This is a genomic window from Actinomycetospora sp. NBRC 106375 (genome assembly GCF_030269665.1).
Classification (GTDB): domain Bacteria; phylum Actinomycetota; class Actinomycetes; order Mycobacteriales; family Pseudonocardiaceae; genus Actinomycetospora.
This window is the reverse complement of record NZ_BSTS01000001.1, coordinates 646,783-665,742: the sequence shown is the minus strand read 5'-3', so window position 1 is coordinate 665,742 and position 18,960 is coordinate 646,783. Positions and strand designations below refer to the sequence as shown.

The following is an 18,960-nucleotide window of genomic DNA, read 5'->3' as shown; positions in this document are numbered from 1 at the left end:
GTGGGTGCTAGCCGAACCAGCCGCCGCGGGCGGAGCGGGCCGGCGCGGCGTCGGTGCGGGGCTCGAGCGCCGCGGCCGCGGCGCGGGTGAGCCAGGTGTTGACCGAGAGCCCCTCGCGCGCGGCGGCGGACTCGATGCGCGCCTTGAGGCTCTCGGGCGGGCGGAAGTTGACGCGCGCCGCCGGCCCGGTGTCCGGCACCGGGTTCTCGGCGGCCGCCGGCGGGGCCGAGACCGCGGCGGTGGCCGGCTCGGCGGGCGCGACCGGGCCGACCCCGTCGATGACGAAGTCGGGGTCCCGGCCGCGCAGGCGCAGGTGGACCGACCCGGGCGCGAGGTCGAGGGTGATCTCCTCGGCCGCCGCGGCCAGGGCCTCCAGCAGCACGAGCCGCACCGCCGCGTCGAGCGGCGACACGAGACGCTCGGCGGCCTCCCGGACCTCCGGGCCCGCCGCCTCGGCCGCGGCGGCGAACTCCTCGTGGAGCCGGTCGACGTACTCGCTCAGCTGCATGGCGCCACTGTGGCACCGTCTGGCGCCATGATGGTGTGCCTAGTCGTCCGCCATGCGCCGGTGGGACAGGGAGTCGACCGCGCGGGCGACGAAGCTCCGCGGCGGCTGGTCGACGTCGTGCCAGTCGGGGCGCGCCGAGCGGGGATCGAGCGCGTCGACGGTGTCCGGATCGAGGCCGGGGCCGTCGGAGGGCCGGGTGAGCGATCGCACGCCGGAGTCGATCACGGTGACGAGCGGGACCGCGAGCAGGGCCCCGGCGATGCCGGCGAGCACGAGTCCGCACGCGATGGGCAGCACCACGGCGAGCGGGTGGAGCTTGATCGACCGCCCGAGCAGCAGGGGCTGGAGGATGTAGCCCTCGAGGTTCTGCACCAGCACGAGCAGCAGGACGACGAGCAGCGCGTCGGTGATCCCGCCGCTGACCAGGGCGACCAGCACGGCCACGACGCCGGACACCACGGCCCCGAGGGTCGGGACGAAGGCGCCGAAGAAGATCAGGGCGGCGAGCGGCACCGGCAGGGGGATGCCGATCAGCCACAGGCCCACGCCCGCGGTGATGGCGTCGGCGGCGGCGACGAGGATCGTCGCGCGGGTGTAGCCGACGAGCGAGGCGAACGCCCGGCGCCCGGCGATGTCCGCGCGGTCGCGGGCCTGGCGGGGGAAGGCCTTCAGCACGAACCGCCACACCGTGCCTCCGTCGTAGACGAAGAAGATCAGCGTGAACAGCGCGAGCAGCAGCTCGGTGAGCACCTCGCCGAGGGTGCTCACCACCCCGACCGCGCTCTGGGCCAGCGACGCCTGGCTCGCCTGCAGGGCGGCGAGGACCTGGTTGCCGAGCGCGGTGAACTGCTCGTTGTTCAGGCCGAGCGGTCCGGTCCGCAGCCAGTCCTGGATGCCGACGACGCTCGCGACGAGCTGGGAGGAGAGCTCCGGCAGCCCGGAGACGAACGCCAGTCCGACGCCGTAGAACACGCCCCCGACCACGGCCACCCCGCCGACGATGACGATCGCCGTCGCCACGGCGTGGGGGAGCCAACGGACACGAGAGAGGGCGTGCGCCGACGGGGCGAGCAGCGACGCGGCGATCAGCGCGAGCACGACCGGCACGACGACGGCCCCGATCAGGCCCAGCACGTAGATGATCACGGCCAGTGCGATGGCGACGAGCAGGAGGCGCCACGCGAGGGAGGTGGCGATCTCCAGGCCGTGCGGGATCTCCCAGCGCTTCCGGCGACCGGGGAGCAGGACGCCGCCCGCGCCCTCCGCACCGTCCCCGCTCCGCGGCCCGTCGGCGGGCTCGTCGGGGACGGCGGACGGTGTCATCCCCGCACCGTAGTCCCGTGCGCCGGACGGGGGGCGGACGAGCGGGGACGGCTGCTGGATCGGTGCAGAGGCGTCTAGCATGGGGCCGTGAGCCGACGAGCCAAGATCGTGTGCACGCTGGGGCCTGCGACGTCTTCACCCGAGGCCATCCGTGACCTCGTCCGCGCCGGCATGGACGTCGCCCGGCTCAACTTCAGCCACGGCACCCACGCCGACCACGAACAGACCTACCTGCGGGTGCGCGAGGCGGCCGACGCCGAGGGCCGGGCGGTGGGCATCCTCGCCGACCTCCAGGGCCCGAAGATCCGTCTCGGGACGTTCGCCGACGGTCCGCAGATGTGGACGGCGGGCGAGACCGTGCGCATCACCACCGAGGACGTCGTGGGCACCCACGACCGCGTCTCCACCACGTACTCGGGCCTCGCCGACGACTGCCGGCCCGGCGAGTCGCTGCTGGTGGACGACGGCAACGTCGCCCTCGAGGTCACCGCCGTCGAGGGCCGCGACGTCGTCGCCCGCGTGATTGAGGGCGGTCGGGTGTCCGACCACAAGGGCATCTCGCTGCCCAACACCGCCGTCTCGGTGCCCGCGATGAGCGACAAGGACGAGGCCGACCTGCGCTTCGCGCTCGGCCTGCGCGTCGACATGATCGCGCTGTCGTTCGTGCGGTCGCCCGCCGACGCCGAGCTCGTCGGAAAGATCATGGACGAGTACGGCGCGCGCCTGCCGGTGATCGCGAAGCTCGAGAAGCCCGAGGCCGTCGACGCGCTCGAGGCGATCGTGCTCGCCTTCGACGCGATCATGGTCGCGCGCGGCGACCTGGGCGTGGAGCTGGCACTGGAGGACGTGCCGCTGGTGCAGAAGCGCGCGGTGCAGATCGCGCGCGAGAACGCCAAGCCGGTGGTCGTCGCCACGCAGATGCTCGAGTCGATGATCCACAGTTTCCGGCCGACCCGCGCCGAGGCCTCCGACGTCGCCAACGCCGTGCTCGACGGCGCCGACGCGGTGATGCTCTCCGGCGAGACCAGCGTCGGCGACTACCCGATCGAGACGGTGCAGACGATGGCGCGCATCGTCGCCGCCGTGGAGGTCGGGCCGGCGTCGGTGCCGCCGATCCAGCACGTGCCCCGCACCCAGCGCGGCGTCGTCACCACCGCCGCGCGTGACATCGGCGAGCGACTCAACGCCCGCGCGCTCGTCGCGTTCACCCGCACCGGCGACACCGTGCGGCGCCTGGCCCGCCTGCACACCCGGCTGCCGGTGCTCGCGTTCACCCCGGTGCCCGAGGTGCGCAGCCAGCTCGCGCTGAGCTGGGGCGTGGAGACCTTCCTCGTGCCCTGGGCCGACACCACCGACGCGATGATCCGCCAGGTGGACGCGTCGCTGCTCGAGATCGGCCGGTTCGGCGCCGGCGAGCTCGTCGTGATCGTCTCCGGGTCGCCGCCCGGCACCGTGGGCAAGACCAACCTGCTGCGCGTGCACAAGATCGGCGAGGACGCCCGATAGTTTCGCCGCCGATGACGACGACGGGACACCGCTTCGACGCCCTGACCGCCGAGTACATGCGGGCCGCCGGGAGCTGGAAGTGGTCGACGCCCGGGGAGTCCCACGGGCGGGGGCTGATCGGCGCGTTCGTCGCCGAGATGGACTACCCGGTGGCCGACGCCGTGGCCGGGGCGGTGCGGCGCTCGGCCGACGCGTCGCTGTTCGGCTACCTGCCCGACGCGTGGGTCGGCGACATGGCCGCGGCCTGCTCGTCGTTCTGGGGCGACCGGTTCTCCTGGGCGCCCGACCCGGCGTGGGTGCGGCCGGTGCCCGACGTGCTCACCGCGTTCACGGCGACGGTCCGGCACTTCACGCGCCCCGGCAGCCCGATCGTGCTGCCGACCCCGGCGTACATGCCGTTCCTGACCGTGCCGGCCATGGTCGACCGCGAGCTCGTGACGGTCCCGATGGCCCGCGACGGCGACCGCTTCGTCCTCGACCTCGAGGGCATCGACCGCGCCTTCGCGGCGGGTGCGGGGCTGCTCGTGCTGACCAACCCGCACAACCCCACCGGGCGGGTGCTCGACGACGCCGAGCTGGCGGCGGTCACCGAGGTCGTCGAGCGGCACGGGGTGCGGGTGTTCGCCGACGAGATCCACGCGCCGCTGACGTTCGACGGGCACCGGCACCGCCCGTACGCGGCGTCCTCGGAGGCGGCGGCCGCGCACACGGTGACCGCGACCTCGGCGTCCAAGGCCTGGAACACCCCGGGGCTGAAGTGCGGGCAGGTGGTGCTGTCGAACGCCGCCGACGCCGAGCACTGGACCGCGACCGGCTACCTCGCCGAGCACGGGACCGCCACGCCCGGGGTGCTCGCGACCACGGCGGCCTACCGGGACTCGCGCGACTGGCTCGACGAGGTGCTGGCCTACCTCGACGGCAACCGGGCGCTGCTGGCCGGCGCCGACCTGCCCGGCCTGCGCGTCACCGTGCCCGAGGGCACCTACCTCGCCTGGCTCGACGGCCGCGGGCTGGACCTCGACGAGCCGCCGTCGGCGTTCCTGGCGCGCGAGGCCGGCGTCGTCCTCACCGACGGCGCCGCGTGCGGCGACGCCGGCCGCGGCGGCATGCGCCTCAACCTCGCCATGTCCCGCCCTGTCCTCGCCGAGGCCCTCGACCGCCTCCGCACCGCCCTCTTCGATACGTGAGCAGTTGGCGCCCCCGGGAGGGGCGCCAACTGCTCACATGGGCCAGGGGAGGGGCTCGTCGGGGAGGCCGGAGGCGAGCAGGGAGGCGAGGTGGTCGCCGCGGCGCTCGCTGAGCTGGTCGATCTGGGTGCGGCAGGAGAAGCCGTCGGCGATCACCGCGGTGTCGGGGGACGCCGACCGCACGCGGGGCAGCAGCACGTGCTCGGCGCACGCGACCGAGACCTCGTAGTGCCCCTGCTCGAAGCCGAAGTTGCCCGCCAGCCCGCAGCACCCGGAGTCGAGCACCTCGACCTCGGCGCCCGCCCGCCGCAGCACCGCGGTCTCGGCGCCGTAGCCGCCGGTCGCGTGCTGGTGGCAGTGCTGCTGGACGATCACGTCGCGGCCGTGCAGACCCGGCGGCGCCCAGTCCGGCGCGCGTTCGGCGAGCAACCGTCCGAGCGTCGTCGTCGCCGCGGCGATGGCGTCGGCCCGCGGCCCGGGCAGCAGGTTCACCGCGTCGTCGGTGAGCACCGCGGTGCAGCTGGGCTCGAGCCCGACGATCGGCATGCCGGCGCGGACCGCCGGGGCGAGCGCGTCGAGCGTGCGCCCGAGCACCCGGGCGGCGACGTCGAGCTGGCCGGTCGTGACCCACGTCAGCCCGCAGCACAGCTCCCGCTCGGGCAGCCGCACGCGGAAGCCCGCCGCCTCGAGGACGCGCACCGCGTCGGCCCCCGCGCGGGGGTGGAGGAACTCGGTGAACGTGTCCGGCCACAGCAGCACCTCGCCGCGCGTCCCCGCGCCACGGGGGCCGCGGGCGCGGTACCAGTGCGAGAACCGCGGCGTGGCGAACGCCGGGATGCCGCGTCGCTCGTCGATGCCGCCGAGGCGCTTGAGCAGGGGCGCCGCCCGCGACGACGTCACCCGGTTCACCAGCCGCGCGAGCGGTGAAGCGACCCGGGCGAGCGCGGGCAGCCAGCCCATCGACAGGTGCGAGCGCGGGCGCGTCCACGGCCGCCCGGCGTGGTGGTGGTGCAGGAACTCGGCCTTGTAGGTCGCCATGTCGACGTTGACCGGGCAGTCGGACAGGCAGCCCTTGCACGCCAGGCAGAGATCCAGGGCGTCGCGGACCTCGGTCGAGCGCCAGCCGTCGCGGATCGGCGAGTCGGCGTGGCCGCGCAGCATCTCCCAGAGCAGGCGCGAGCGGCCCCGCGTCGAGTGGTGCTCCTCGCCGGTGGCCCGGTACGACGGGCACATGACGTCGCCGTCGGAGCGCCGGCACCGCCCGACACCGATGCAGCGCTCGACGGCGCGGGTGAAGCGGCCGTCGTCGGACGGATAGGAGAACGCCGAGGCCGGGTCGTCCGGGGCGTAGTCGGCGCCGACGTGCAGGTGCTCGTCGAGGCGGTACGGGTGCACGACCTTGCCGGGGTTCATCCGGTTCCGCGGGTCGAACAGGGCCTTCACCGACTCGAACGCGCGCACCAGCTCCGGGCCGTACATCTGCTCCAGCAGCTCGCCGCGCGACTGGCCGTCGCCGTGCTCGCCGGAGAGCGATCCGCCGTACTTCACGCACAGGTCCGCGGAGCGCTCCATGAAGGTGCGGTAGGCGGCGATGCCCGGAGTGGAGCCGAGGTCGAACGGGATGCGGGTGTGGATGCAGCCGTGCCCGAAGTGGCCGTAGATCGCGGTGCCCTCGGTGAACCCGTACTCGTCGAGCAGCGCGACCCACTCGGCCAGGTAGTCGGCGAGCCGGTCGGTGGGCAGCGCCGCGTCCTCCCAGCCCTCGTAGTTGTCGCGGCCGGTGAGCGGGTCACGCGCCGAGACCGGCAGCGCGGACTCCCGGATGGCGAAGAGCTCGGCCTGCTGGGCGGGGTCGGTGACGGTGAGGATCGACGGCCCGTGCGCCCGCAGCGCGTCGGTCAGGGCCTGCGTGCGCTCGGTGACCCGCGCGGGCTCCTCGTCGCGGATCTGCACCATCAGCCAGCTGTGGCCCGCGGGCATCGCCGCCATCGCGTCCTGGTGGAAGCCGCGGGCGCGCTCGAACTCGACGATGACGCGGTCGATGCACTCCAGGAAGTGCGGCGCGTGCGGCAGGATCGCCGGGACGCACCAGGCGGCCGCGACCACGTCGTCGAACCCGAGCACGACGAGCGCGGTGTGCCGGGCCTCGGTGACGAGGTCCAGCTCGGCGTGCAGCACCGTGACCAGCGTCGACTCGGTGCCGACCAGCGCCTTGGCGACGTCGAAGCCGTGGCCGTCGGCGTCCGGGCCGGGCAGCAGGTCGTCGAGGTTGTAGCCCGACACGCGTCGCGGGATGTCGGGGAAGCGGTCGGCGACCAGGGCGGCGTTGTCCTGCGCGATCGCCCGCAGGCCGCGGTAGATCTCGGCGCGCCGCCCGCCCGCGGCCTGGATCGCGTCGTACTCGGCGGCCGTCGTCGGGCCCACCCACATCCGCAGCCCGTCGTGGGTGAGGATCTCCAGGCGGCGGACGTTGTCGGCGACCTTGCCGAACACCTGCGCGGTCGACCCGCACGAGTTGTTGCCGATCATGCCACCGAGGGTGCAGCTGACGTGCGTCGCGGGCTTCGGTCCGTAGATCAGCCGGCCGGGCAGCGCCGCGTTGAGGTCGTCGAGCTTGATCCCGGGCTCGACGACGCAGGTGCGCTCCTGCTCGTCGACCGACACGAGGCGCGTGCAGTACTTCGACCAGTCGATCACCACCGCGGCGTTGCAGCACTGCCCGGCGAGGCTCGTGCCGCCGCCGCGGGACAGGACAGGGACGTCGTGCTCGCGGCAGACGGCCAGGGCCTCGACGCCGGCGTCGATCGAGCGGGGGACGACGACACCGATCGGGACCTGGCGGTAGTTCGAGGCGTCGACGGCGTACGTCGCGCGGGAGCCGGCGTCGAACCGGACCTCGCCGTCCACCCGGTCGGCCAACGCCCGCTCCAGGGCCTCCTCCGGGGCCGGCGCGCGGGTGCGGGGCGAGGGGAGGTCGACCGTGGCCACCGGACGACTCTGGGCGCCCCCGCGGGGTCGTGCAAGTTCTCGCCGATGTCAGCACTTTCCTGCGTCACGGGGTCGGGAACCGCTCACGTCAGGTGCGGGAGGATGGGGGAGTGACGGGGACCGACGACGCCGCGGTCGGCGCGCTGCTGGCGACGGTCAAGCGCGTCGCGGTGCTGGGGGTCTCCGACCGGTTCAACCGGCCCAGCTTCCGGCTCGCGGCCTACCTGCTCGACCGGACCGCGTGGACGGTCGACCTCGTCAACCCGCACGTCGTCGAGACGCTCGGGCGGCTGTGCGCGCCGACGCTCGCCGACGTCCCGCCGCCCGACCTCGTCGTGGTCTGCCGGGCGCCGGACGCGTGGGACGCGGTGGTCGCCGAGGTCGCCGGCGTCGGGGGCGGGGCCGTCTGGCTGCCGACGGGGGTGGCCGACGGGAACGTGACGGCCCGGACGATCGCCCGCGCGCACCGGGCGGGTATCGAGGCCGTCGCCGACCGGGATCTGCGGGCCGAGCACCGGAGGTGGTGTGCGTGAGCGCGGTCGTCCGCGAGCCGGGCCGGGTGGTGGTCCAGGCCCCGCGCGCCGTGCCGGTGATGACCCTGGTGACGGGCGTGATCGTCCTGGCCGCCGGGCTGTGGCTGCTGGCCACCGGCGCGAGCGGCGGCGTCGTCGTCATGGGGATCGTGCTGGCGTTCTTCGGCGCGGTGAGCGCGGGCACCGGGGCCCGGCGCCTGCTGCGGGGCAAGCCCCTGCTGGTGGTGACCGCCGAGGGCGTCGACGACGGCGGGTCGGTTGTCGCCGCCGGGTTCCTGCCCTGGTCGGAGGTCGGGTCGGTGGACGTGCTGCCGGCGCGGGGCGGGGCGATGCTCGTGATCGGCGTCCGCGACCCGGAGGCCGTCCTCGCCCGCACCACGCCCGCGCGCGCGAAGGTCGGCCGCGCGCAGGCCGGGCGGCTCGGCAGCCCCGTGGTCCTGCCGCCGACGGTCCTGCCGGTGCCGGCGCAGGAGCTCGCCGACGACCTCGAGCGTCTGCGGCCGGACGCCGTGTGACACCGACCGTGGGCCACGAGCGGCGCCGGGCCGCGATGATCGGCGAGCTGCGGCGGCGCGGCATCGACGACGAGCGGGTCCTCGCGGTGATGGCCGAGGTGCCGCGCCACCGGTTCGTCCCCGCGCACCGGGCCCGCGACGCCTACGGGGCGGGCCCGCTCCCGATCTCGTGCGGGCAGACGATCTCCGCGCCGGCGATGGTCGCCGCGATGGCGGCGGCGCTGGGGCTCACCGGCACCGAGCGCGTGCTCGAGGTCGGCGCGGGAAGCGGGTACGCCGCGGCGGTGCTGTCCCGGCTCGCCCGCGAGGTGGTGACGATCGAGTACCACCCGTCGCTCGCCGCCGGGGCGCGCGACGCCCTCGCCGCGGTGGGCTGCGCGAACGTCGAGGTCCGCCACGGCGACGGCCGCGAGGGCGCCCCCGACCGCGCACCCTTCGACGCCGTCTCCGTGGCCGCGATGGCCGAGGGCGAGGTGCCCGCCGCGCTGCTCGAGCAGCTGACCGACGACGGCGTCCTCGTGTGCCCGGTCGGTCACGGGCGCCGCGGCGACCTCGTCCGGGTGCGCCGCGACGGGCACGCCGAGCACCTCATGCCGGTGTCGTTCGTCCCTTTGCTCTGATCCCCGTACGTGAGCGAACTTGGGGGCTATCGGCCCAAAGTTCGCTCACATACGGACGAGGGCGAACGACTCCGCCGGGAGGGCGAGGCCGGAGGGGCCGGGGTCGGCGCCGGCGGGGGCGTAGAGCACCTCCGACGCCGTCACCGGCAGCGTCGCCGGCGCCCCGCCCAGGTTCACCGCCAGCCGCAGCGTGCCGCGGTGCACGACGAGGGTGCGGGCGTCGGTGTCGTGGTCGACCCGCACCGGGTCGAGGTGCGGGTCGGTCAGCTCGGGGTGGGCGCGGCGCAGGGCGATCAGCTGCCGGTACACGCCGAGCATCCAGGCGTGCGGCTCGCGGGAGGGCTCGGTCCAGTCCAGCCGCGAGGCCTCGAAGGTCGCCGGCGCCGTCGGGTCGGGCACGTCGGCGGCGCCCCAGCCGTGCTCGGCGAACTCCTTCGTGCGCCCCTCCCGCACCGCGGCCTGCAGTCCCGGATCGGAGAAGCCGACGAAGAACGCCCACGGCGTGCGGGCGCCCCACTCCTCGCCCATGAACACCATCGGCGTGTACGGCGAGCAGAACACCAGCGCCGCCCCGCACGCGAGCAGGCCCGGCGAGACCGTCGCGGACAGGCGGTCGCCCGCCGCGCGGTTGCCGACCTGGTCGTGGTCCTGGAGGTAGGCGAGGAACCGGTGCCCCGGGGTGCGCAGCAGGTCCACCGGCCGGCCGTGGGTCCGGCCCCGGAACGTCGACCAGGTGCCCGCGTGGTGGAAGGGGTCGTGGAGGACCTCGGCCAGCGCGCCCAGCGAGCCGAAGTCCACGTAGTAGCCCTGCGTCTCCCCGGTCAGCGTGGAGTGCAGGGCGTGGTGGATGTCGTCGCACCACTGCGCGTCGAGCCCGTAGCCGCCGGCCTCGCGCGAGGTGATCAGCCGTGGGTCGTTGAGGTCGGACTCGGCGATGAGCGTCAGCGGTCGGCGCAGGTGCGCGGACAATGACGCGACGTGGTCGGCCATCTCCTCGAGGACGTGGGTCGCCCGGGCGTCGCGCAGGGCGTGCACGGCGTCGAGGCGTAGGGCGTCGACGCCGTAGTCGCGCAGCCACATCGTGACGTTGTCCAGGATGTAGGCCCGCACGGTGTCCGAGCCGGGCCCGTCGAGGTTCAGCGACGGCCCCCAGACGTTCTCGCCGAGGAAGTAGGGCCCGAACCGGTCGAGGTAGGCGCCCGACGGGCCGAGGTGGTTGTAGACGACGTCGAGCACGACGCCGAGACCCCGGGCGTGGCAGCCGTCCACGAACCGGCGGAACGCCGCGGGGCCGCCGTAGTTCTCGGTCACCGCGTACCAGAGGACACCGTCGTAGCCCCAGCCTCGCGTCCCGTCGAACGCGTTGACCGGCAGGACCTCGACGAAGTCGACGCCGAGCTCGACGAGGTGGTCGAGCCGCTCCTCGGCGTCGGCGAACGTGCCGCCCGGGGTGAACGTGCCGACGTGCATCTCGTAGATCACCGAGCCCGGCAGGGACCTCCCGGTCCACGCGGCGTCGGCGGGGGACGGCTCGACGTCGACGAGACGCGACGCGGTGTGCACCCCGTGGGGCTGCCAGCGCGAGCGGGGGTCGGGCAGCGGGTCGCCGCCGTCCAGGGAGAACGCGTAGTCGGTGCCCGGGCCGGCGTCCGGGACCGTCACCCGCCACCAGCCGTCCGTCCCGCCCGCCATCTCCTCGGTCCGGTCGTCCAGGACCAGGCCGACCGACGTGCTGTCGGGGGCCCACACCGCGAACTCGTGCGTCACGGGTCCGATCGTTCCCGCCGGGCCGCCTGGGCATGCGCGCCGCCCGCCCGCGATGATGAGCCCGACACGTCGTACAGGGAGCGGCCTATGGGGACGGGACGCCCGCCCGACGCCCTGTTCGCGGGCGGCGGGCGCGTCGGCGCGGACATGGCGGCGGTCGACTGGGCCGCGACCCCGCTCGGCGAGCCCGAGCAGTGGCCCACGCCCCTGCGCACGGTCGTGCGGATGCTGCTGACCTCGCGGTTCTCCATGTGGATGGCCTGGGGTCCCGAGCTCACCGTCTTCTACAACGACGCCTACTGGCGCGACACGCTGCAGTCGAAGCACCCCTGGGCGCTGGGCCGCCCGGCGCACGAGGTGTGGAGCGAGGTCTGGGACGCGGCCGGGCCGCGGATCGCCTCGGTGCTCGACACCGGCACCGCGACCTGGGACGAGGACCTCCTGCTGTTCCTCGAGCGCAGCGGCTACCCGGAGGAGACGTACCACACGTTCTCCTACAGCCCGCTCGCCGACGTCGACGGCACCGTGCGCGGCATGCTCTGCGTGGTCACGGAGAACACCGACCGCGTCATCGGCGACCGGCGGATGGCCACCCTGCGGGACCTCGCGACGGCGACCGGCAGCGCCCGCTCGCAGTCCGACGTGCTCGCCGCGGTGGAGCACACGCTCGCCGACAACCCCCGCGACGTCCCGTTCGGGCTGGTCTACCTGGTCGACGAGGCCGGGGGGCCGGCCCGCCTCGCCGCGAGTGCCGGCGCCGTGCCCGGCAGCCCCGTCGCGCCCGAAGTGATCGAGCCCCACGCCGGTCCGTGGCCGCTCACCGGCCTCGTGGCCGGCACACCGACGATCGTGGGTGACCTGCAGGCGCGCTGCGGCGGGGAGGTGCCCCGCGGGGCCTGGGACCGGTCGCCCACCGAGGCGGTGCTCGTGCCGCTGTCGGCGATCCCGGGGGCGGGCGGGGCGGGCGGCGGGGCGGGCGGCGGGGACCACGGCCACGACGTCGCCGGCGCCCTCGTCGTCGGCGTCAACCCGCACCGGCGCCACGACGAGCGCACCGACAGCTTCCTGACGCTCCTCGGCGGCCAGATCACGGCGGGCCTGACGAACGCCGCGGGCTACGAGGCCGAGAGCCGCCGGGCGGAGGGCCTCGCGGAGCTCGACCGCGCGAAGACCGACTTCTTCTCCAACGTCAGCCACGAGTTCCGGACACCGCTCACCCTGATGATGGGCCCGGTCGAGGAGCTGCTGAGCGACGCCGACGTCGAGCCGGAACGCTGGCGCGCCGAGCTCGAGGTGGTCCACCGCAACGGCCGGCGCCTCGGCCGGCTCGTCACCAGCCTGCTCGACTTCTCCCGGCTCGAGGCGGGCCGCCGCGAGTCGCACCGGGTCCCGGTCGACCTCGGGCAGGCCACCGGCGAGCTGGCGGCGCTCTTCGAGTCCGCGATGGCGCGCGCCGGGCTGGACTACACCGTGGACACCCCGCTGCTGGGCCGCCCGGTGATGCTCGACCGTGACGCCTGGGAGAAGGTCGTCCTCAACCTGCTGTCGAACGCGCTGAAGTTCACGACGGCGGGCTGGGTCTCGGTGCGGGTGGAGGCCGGGCAGGACGCGGCGGGGGAGCCCGCGCCGGTGCTGCGGGTCGCCGACACCGGCGTCGGGGTGCCCGCCGACCAGGTGCCGCGCCTGTTCGAGCGCTTCCACCGGGTGCCGAGCACGGGGGCGCGCTCCGGCGAAGGGAGCGGCATCGGGCTGGCCCTCGTGCGCGAGCTCGTGGCCCTGCACGCGGGGGAGGTCGACGCGCAGAGCGCGCCCGGCGTCGGGACGACGATGACCGTGACCCTGCCCTTCGCGACGGCCGCGGAGGTTACGGCCCGGACCGACGGCGGGGGCGACGAGCCGCCCGGCGGCGCGTCGGCGGACGCCGAGTCCTTCGTGTCCGAGGCGCTGGGCTGGATGCCGGGTGACGCCCAGCCGGTCGTCGCGCAACCCGAGCAGGGCAACCAGCCAGACGAGACCGACGAGACCGAGCAGGCCGCGCCCGCCGCGGTCCGTGGCCGCGTGCTGGTGGCCGACGACAACGCCGACATGCGGTCCTACCTGCACCGCCTGCTCGTGCCGCGCCACGACGTGCGCCTGGTGGTCGACGGCGACGAGGCGCTGGACTCGGCGCTCGCCGACCCGCCCGACCTCGTCGTCTCCGACGTCATGATGCCGGGTCGCGACGGGCTCGCCCTGCTCGCCGCCCTGCGCGCCGACGAGCGCACCGCCCGGGTCCCGGTGCTGCTGCTCTCGGCGCGGGCGGGGGAGGACGCCGCGGTCGAGGGGCTCGCCGCCCAGGCCGACGACTACCTGGTCAAGCCGTTCGCGGCCCCCGAGCTGCTGGCCCGCGTCGATACCCACCTGCAGCTCGGCCGCGCCCGCCGGCGCGCGGAGGCCCGCTTCACCGCGATGGCCGACCTGGCGCCGGCGATGATCTGGGCGGCCGGTCCGGACGGGCGGCGGACCTTCCACAACGCGGGGTGGCGACGCTTCACCGGCCGCAGTGACGAGGCGGAGCGCGGTGACGGCTGGCGGGTCTCGCTGCACCCCGACGACCGTGACCACCACCGCGAGGTCACCGCGGCGGCGATGGCCGGGGGCCGCGGCTGGGAGGTCGAGTACCGGCTGCGGCGGGCCGACGGCGAGTACCACCGTGTGGTGGAGCAGGCCGTCCCCCTGATCGGCGGGCCCGGCGAGTTCGGCACGACCGGCTGGGTGGGCACCGGGATCGACGTCAACGCCCGTGCCCTCGACGCGGAACGCCAGCGGCTGCTCGCCCGGATCGGCGCGGAGCTCGACGGCGCGCCGGAGGTCGCCGCACGTCTCGGGCGTCTCGCCGCGCTGCTCGTCGAGGTCCGCGTCGCCGCGCGGGTCGTGGCCCGTCCCGTCGACGAGGAGGGCCGTCCGGGCGAGGGGCAGGTGGCGGACCGGACGGCGGGCGGTGCCGTCGTCCCCGTGCCCGCCGACAGCGTCGGCGCCCCCGAGCAGGAGGCGCTGCACCGGCGCCGCGCGGTGACCACGGGCGGCGTGCTCGCGCTGCCGCTGACGGTCCGCAACCGGCCCGTGGCCGTGCTCTCGCTCGAGCGGGGACCCGAGGGTCCGGGCTGGACCTCGGAGGACCGCGAGCTCGTCGCCGACATCGCGGCCCGCGCCGCCCTGGCGCTGGACAACGCCCTGCTGCTCGCCGAGGAGCGGGCGGTCGCCGAGCGGCTCTCGCTGCTGCAGCGGGCCACCGGCGAGCTCTCGGCGGCGGCGACCCCGAGCGAGGTGGCCGAGGTGACGGTCGAGCACCTCGGGGCGCTCCTCGGTGCCACCGCCCACGTCGCGGTGTTCGAGTACGACCGGAGGGCGGGCACGCTCACCCCGCTCGCGGCGCGCAACGTGGACCCCCCGGTGGTCGGCGAGCGGGAGCCGCTGACGATGGTCGGGACGGCGGTCCGCACCGGGGCGCCGCTCTGGCTGGTCGGCGGCGCCGGCGGGCCGGACGCCGGGACGCCGGAGCTGCAGGCGCTGATGCGCGAGCTCGGGGTGCTCGGGTCGATGGCGCTGCCGCTGGTGGCCGCGGGGACGACGGTGGGGGCGGTCGGGGTCGGGCTCACCGACCGCGGGCGCGTCTCGCGCACCGAGCGGATCACGCTGGAGGCCCTTGCCGAGCCGTGCGCGATCGCGCTCGACCGGGCGCGCCTCTTCCGCGGCGAGCACCAGATCGCCGACACCCTCCAGCGCAGCCTGCTGCCCCAGGCCCTGCCCTCGCTCGACCGACTCGCGCTCGCCGTGCGCTACCTGCCCGGCGCGGTCGGCACGCAGGCGGGCGGCGACTGGTACGACGTCGTCGAGCTCGACGAGCACCGTGTGGCCGTCGCCGTCGGGGACGTCGTCGGGCAGGGCACGGCCGCGGCGGCGGTCATGGGACAGCTCCGCACCGCGTTGTCGGGCTACCTGCTCGCCGGTCACGGCCCCGCGGAGGCCCTCGGCCTGCTCGACCGCCTGACCTCGCGGGTCCCGGGCTCGCGCGCCTCGACGGCGCTGTGCCTGACCCTCGACACGCACACCGGCGAGCTGCGCTGGGCCCGGGCGGGTCACCTGCCGGCGCTGCTCGTCGAGGCCGACGGCGGCCCGGTGCGCTACCTCGACGACCCCGACGGTCACGGGCCGCTGCTCGGCCTGCCGCCCGGGCACCGCGACCACGTCGAGGCCGTCACGACGCTCGGCGCGGGCGCGGTGCTGCTGCTCTACACCGACGGCCTGGTCGAGCGTCGGGGCGAGTCGCTCGACGAGGGGTACGCGCGCCTCGCCGAATCCGCCGCGCGGCACCGGGCGGATGCTCCCGAGCCCCTGGCCGGAGCGCTGCTGCGCGAGCTCCACACCCGCGACGACGACGTCGCCCTCGTCGTCGCCCGGCTCTCCCCGCCGCCGCTGGAGCTGGACCTGCCTGCACGGCCCGACTCGCTCGCCCTGCTGCGCCGGCGCGTCTCCCGGTGGGCGCGCGCCGCCGGCCTGCCGGAGATCGCCTACGAGGACCTGCAGCTCGCGCTCGGCGAGGCCGCCACCAACGCCGTCGAGCACGCCTACCGCGACACCGACGGGGCCGGCGAGGTCGAGGTGCGCGTCACCCGCGCGGCCGACGGGGCCGCCGAGGCGGTCGTGCGCGACCGCGGCACCTGGCGCCCCGTGCCGAGCGACCCGGGCTACCGCGGACGCGGCCTGACGATCGTCCGCAACCTCACCCGCGACGCGAGCGTGACACCCCGCCCCGAGGGCGGCACCGAGGTGCGGTTCCGCGTGGTGCCGGCCGAGGACGCGGAGCCCGCGACGGAGGGACCGGCCCCGGCGCCGGAGGCGGCCGCCCCGGGGACGCCGATGAGCGTGACCGTCGCCGACGACGGCGACCGGTGCCGGCTCGTGCTGCACGGGGACCTCGACCTCGCGGCGGTCGCCGCGCACCGGGACGAGGTGCTCGGCCCGCTCGGCGCCGCGGCGCGGCTCGAGATCGACCTGCGCGGCGTCGGCTACCTGGCGAGCGCCGGGGTCGGCCTGGTCCTGGAGGCGCTCCAGGCGGTGCGGGGCAGGGGCGGCTCCGCCGACGTGCGCACCACGCCCGGCAGCGCGCCGGCCCGGGTCCTCGAGCTCGCGCTGCCGACCGGCGGGCGGCTGATCCCCTAGTCGTGCCGGCCCATCCCGGCCTCGCGGGCGCGCACGATCGCCTCGGCGCGGTCGGCGACGTGGAGCTTGGTGAAGATCGCCGACACGACGTTGCGGACGGTCTTCGGTGACAGGAAGAGCGCGGCGGCGATCTGCGGGTTGGCCCGGCCCGCGGCGATGAGGTCGAGCACCTCGCGCTCGCGGGATGTCAGCTCGGGGAAGACGTCGACCCCTCCGCGGCGCGGGGCGAGGAACTCGGTGACCCGCCGGGCCAGCGCGGGCCCGAAGATCGCGTCGCCCTCGGCCACCGCGGTCACGGCGCGGACGATCTCGTCCTTCGTGGCGCCCTTGAGCAGGTAGCCACGGGCGCCGGCGCGCAGGGCGGCGAAGACGGTCTCGTCCTCCTCGCTCATGGTCAGCACGACCACGCCGATCCCGGGGTCCGCGTCGACGACGCGCCGGGTCGCGGCGATCCCGTCGAGCACCGGCATCCGCACGTCCATGACGACGACGTCGGGCCGCAGGGAGCCCACGGTCTCCACCGCCGCGGCGCCGTCGGTGGCCGTGCCGACCACCTCGAGTCCGTCGACCGTCGCCAGCAGCCCGGCCAGCCCGTCGAGGTAGACCGGGTGGTCGTCGGCCAGCACGACCCTGATCGGGGTGGTCACGGGCGCTCCAGGGGGAGGTCGGCGGTGACGACGGTGCCGCCGGCGGGCGGGCACGCGACGGCGGTGCGCCCGCCCAGCTCGGCGGCGCGCTCGCGCAGCGACAGGGTGCCCACCCCGGCGACGACGTCGGCGGGGATCCCGCGCCCGTCGTCGGTCACGGTGACGACGAGGCGGGCCGGGTCGCGCCCGAGGGTGACCGACGCCCGGGTCGCCCCGGCGTGGCGGACGACGTTGGTCACGGCCTCGGAGGCGATCCGGAACGCGGCGACCTCGACGGCCGCGGGCAGCTCGCCGGGCTCGCCGTCGACGGTGATCTCCAGCCCGTCGCCGGACAGGCGTCGGGCCTGGGCCCGCAGCGCGCCGGCGAGGCCGAGCTCGTCGAGGGCGGGCGGGCGCAGGTCGTGCACGAGGCGGCGCACGTCGGCGAGCAGCGTGGTCACGTCGGTGACCGCCTGCGCGAGTGCGGCGTCGGCCTTCTCCGGGTCGCGGGCGGCGAGCCCGCGGGCGGTCTCGATCCGCAGCGTCACCGCGCCGAGGCCGGGTCCGAGGCTGTCGTGCAGGTCGCGGCGCAGGCGTCGCCGCTCCTCCTCCCGGGCGGTGACGAGGTCGGCGCGGGCCTGCTGCAGCGACCCCGAGAGCGCGCCGGCGCGGGCGGCCCCGGCCGCCTGCCGCAGGAGGTCGCCGAGCAGCCGCTGCTCGGACTCGGAGAGCCGGCGCCCCTCGGCCACGGCGACCCGCCCGATCGTCTCGTCGCGGTAGCGGATCGGGAGGTCGACGGTGGGCCGGTCGGTGTGCCCGTGCTCGACGACCGCCCGCGCCCCGTCGGCACGGTCGATCTCGACGCGGACGTAGGGCAGACGGAACGCCTCGGCCACCGAGCGCGCCAGCGCGGCGAGCTGGTCGCCCGGCGCCGCCGCGCTCTCCAGGGCGTCGGCGAGCGTCGCGACCGCGGCGTACGGGTCGTCGCGGGACCCGCGGGTCAGACGGCGCGCCGCGCGCCAGAGCCGCCCGCGCAGCGGGGTGTAGAGCACGGCGACGACGGCCACGGCCACGAGCGCCGAGTCGCGCCCGCCGAACGCGGCGCCGGCGACGAGCAGCACGAGGCCGTCGACGAGGAGCACGAGCAGGCCGAGCGCGACGGCGACGATCGTGGTCGGCAGCAGCCGGTCGACGTCCCAGAGGCGCTCGCGGACGACGGCGACCACGATCGCGGCGCACGTCACCGCGATCGCGACGAGCAGCGCCACCGACGGCCACGGCTCGGGGAACAGGAGCGCGAACCCGATGACCAGGACGTCGACGAGGCCCGCCCAGACCAGCCACCGCAGCTGCAACCGGGCCCGGCCGCTCGCCCGGCGGTAGCGCACGGCGACCACCACGAACGGCACCACCATGCCGAGGGGGAGCAGGGCGAACGCGAGGTCCAGCACCGCCGGCCAGATCGGCAGCGGGATCGAGTGGGGGTCGAGGTCCAGAGCCGCGACCCGCGGGGTGAACGGCATCCCGCTGCGCGCCTCGACCGCCGCCGAGGGCACGACGAGCAGGGTCACCGGCAGCAGCGCCGTGCCGGCGAGGCTCGCCAGCGCGACCGGGCGCCCGAGGCGGCCCCGGGGCAGGTGGCCGTCGGGGAAGAGCATCAGCACCAGGGGCAGCGCGAGCAGGAGGAACGCCCCGTACCGCGCGCTGACCGCGTAGGCGAGCGAGGTGCCGGGCGCGCCCGGAGTGACGTACAGGCCCTCGACGATCCACTGCGCCGCCAGCCCCGAGACCAGCCAGCCCAGGCCCGCCACGGTGAGGACGACGCCGACGCAACGCCCGCGCCGGTCCGCCCCGCGCAGCACCAGCAGGCCCGCGGCGAGCAGGACGGGGCCGGCGAGGACCTCGACGATCCCGCCGCCCTCGTCCGGGCCGACGACCACGTCGCGGTGGCGCACCGCCAGCGCGACGACCGCCGCCGCCACGGCCAGCCCGAGGAGCGCGATCAGGACGAGGACGGCGTCGCGGCGCCGGCCGGGGGAGTGGCGCGTGCCGGGCGTCCGCGCGTCGGGCGTGGGGGCGTCGGGGGTGGGGGTGTCGGGCACGGGGTTCTCGGTCGGGGACGCGGCGGGTCGCGCGCTGTCCTCCGCCGTGGGTCGCACACGGTGATCGTCCCAGGTCGGGGCCC

At 75.9% G+C, this 18,960-nt stretch carries 12 protein-coding genes; 6 read left to right on the top strand and 6 right to left on the bottom strand.

Annotated features, from left to right (window positions below; genetic code table 11):
• Window positions 1-7: 7 nt before the first annotated feature.
• Together QSK03_RS03200 and QSK03_RS03195 are read right to left on the bottom strand one after the other, a co-directional pair.
• Window positions 8-508, bottom strand: a complete 501-nt coding sequence (locus QSK03_RS03200; RefSeq protein WP_285648505.1) for a hypothetical protein — start codon at window positions 506-508, stop codon at window positions 8-10.
• A gap of 39 nt (window positions 509-547) precedes the next feature.
• Window positions 548-1,831, bottom strand: a complete 1,284-nt coding sequence (locus QSK03_RS03195; RefSeq protein ID WP_285648504.1) for an AI-2E family transporter — start codon at window positions 1,829-1,831, stop codon at window positions 548-550.
• 87 nt (window positions 1,832-1,918) lie between these two features.
• On the opposite strand from QSK03_RS03195, the gene pyk reads away from it, so the two are divergent.
• On the top strand, window positions 1,919-3,337 hold the full coding sequence (gene pyk, locus QSK03_RS03190) for a pyruvate kinase (RefSeq protein ID WP_285648503.1): 1,419 nt from the start codon (window positions 1,919-1,921) through the stop codon (window positions 3,335-3,337).
• Between the two features lie 11 nt (window positions 3,338-3,348).
• Window positions 3,349-4,524, top strand: coding sequence for a MalY/PatB family protein (locus QSK03_RS03185; RefSeq protein WP_285648502.1), 1,176 nt, complete (start codon window positions 3,349-3,351; stop codon window positions 4,522-4,524).
• Between the two features lie 33 nt (window positions 4,525-4,557).
• On the opposite strand, the gene QSK03_RS03180 is transcribed toward QSK03_RS03185, so the two are convergent.
• Window positions 4,558-7,512 carry an FAD-binding and (Fe-S)-binding domain-containing protein gene (locus tag QSK03_RS03180; RefSeq protein ID WP_285648501.1) on the bottom strand — a complete coding sequence of 985 codons (2,955 nt, stop codon included), beginning with the start codon at window positions 7,510-7,512 and terminating at the stop codon, window positions 4,558-4,560.
• Between the two features lie 110 nt (window positions 7,513-7,622).
• Between QSK03_RS03180 and QSK03_RS03175 the strand changes: the two genes are divergently transcribed.
• The 3 genes from QSK03_RS03175 to QSK03_RS03165 are packed head-to-tail and all read left to right on the top strand — an operon-like array spanning window position 7,623 to window position 9,180.
• Window positions 7,623-8,045, top strand: coding sequence for a CoA-binding protein (locus QSK03_RS03175; protein WP_285648500.1), 423 nt, complete (start codon window positions 7,623-7,625; stop codon window positions 8,043-8,045).
• Window positions 8,042-8,560 (top strand): STM3941 family protein, encoded by a 519-nt coding sequence (locus QSK03_RS03170; protein ID WP_285648499.1) that lies wholly within the window; start codon window positions 8,042-8,044, stop codon window positions 8,558-8,560. Before QSK03_RS03175 ends, QSK03_RS03170 begins: the two co-directional genes overlap by 4 nt.
• Complete coding sequence (locus QSK03_RS03165; protein WP_285648498.1) at window positions 8,557-9,180, top strand: protein-L-isoaspartate(D-aspartate) O-methyltransferase; 624 nt, start codon at window positions 8,557-8,559, stop codon at window positions 9,178-9,180. The genes QSK03_RS03170 and QSK03_RS03165 overlap by 4 nt, the downstream gene beginning before the upstream one ends.
• Before the next feature lie 45 nt (window positions 9,181-9,225).
• On the opposite strand, the gene treZ is transcribed toward QSK03_RS03165, so the two are convergent.
• Window positions 9,226-10,947 carry a malto-oligosyltrehalose trehalohydrolase gene (treZ, locus tag QSK03_RS03160; protein WP_285648497.1) on the bottom strand — a complete coding sequence of 574 codons (1,722 nt, stop codon included), beginning with the start codon at window positions 10,945-10,947 and terminating at the stop codon, window positions 9,226-9,228.
• A gap of 87 nt (window positions 10,948-11,034) precedes the next feature.
• Here treZ and QSK03_RS03155 point away from each other — a divergent pair, with 87 nt between their 5' ends.
• Window positions 11,035-16,149: a SpoIIE family protein phosphatase gene (locus QSK03_RS03155; protein WP_285648496.1), complete on the top strand. Its 5,115-nt coding sequence runs from the start codon at window positions 11,035-11,037 to the stop codon at window positions 16,147-16,149.
• Here the strand turns inward: QSK03_RS03155 and QSK03_RS03150 are convergent.
• Together QSK03_RS03150 and QSK03_RS03145 are read right to left on the bottom strand one after the other, a co-directional pair.
• Complete coding sequence (locus tag QSK03_RS03150) at window positions 16,146-16,796, bottom strand: response regulator transcription factor (protein ID WP_285648495.1); 651 nt, start codon at window positions 16,794-16,796, stop codon at window positions 16,146-16,148. The two genes, QSK03_RS03155 and QSK03_RS03150, sit on opposite strands and share 4 nt — an antisense overlap.
• The gene (locus QSK03_RS03145) at window positions 16,793-18,934 is read right to left on the bottom strand and encodes a sensor histidine kinase (RefSeq protein WP_285648494.1); all 2,142 of its coding nucleotides are present in this window, start codon (window positions 18,932-18,934) and stop codon (window positions 16,793-16,795) included. Before QSK03_RS03145 ends, QSK03_RS03150 begins: the two co-directional genes overlap by 4 nt.
• Window positions 18,935-18,960 lie beyond the last annotated feature (26 nt).

Excerpts from the sequence above, each read along its gene's own strand:
- QSK03_RS03185 (WP_285648502.1), top strand. The coding sequence starts at position 3,349 with ATGACGACGACGGGACACCGCTTCGACGCCCTGACCGCCGAGTACATG.
- QSK03_RS03195 (WP_285648504.1), bottom strand. The coding sequence starts at position 1,831 with ATGACACCGTCCGCCGTCCCCGACGAGCCCGCCGACGGGCCGCGGAGC.
- QSK03_RS03155 (WP_285648496.1), top strand. The coding sequence starts at position 11,035 with ATGGGGACGGGACGCCCGCCCGACGCCCTGTTCGCGGGCGGCGGGCGC.
- QSK03_RS03200 (WP_285648505.1), bottom strand. The coding sequence starts at position 508 with ATGCAGCTGAGCGAGTACGTCGACCGGCTCCACGAGGAGTTCGCCGCC.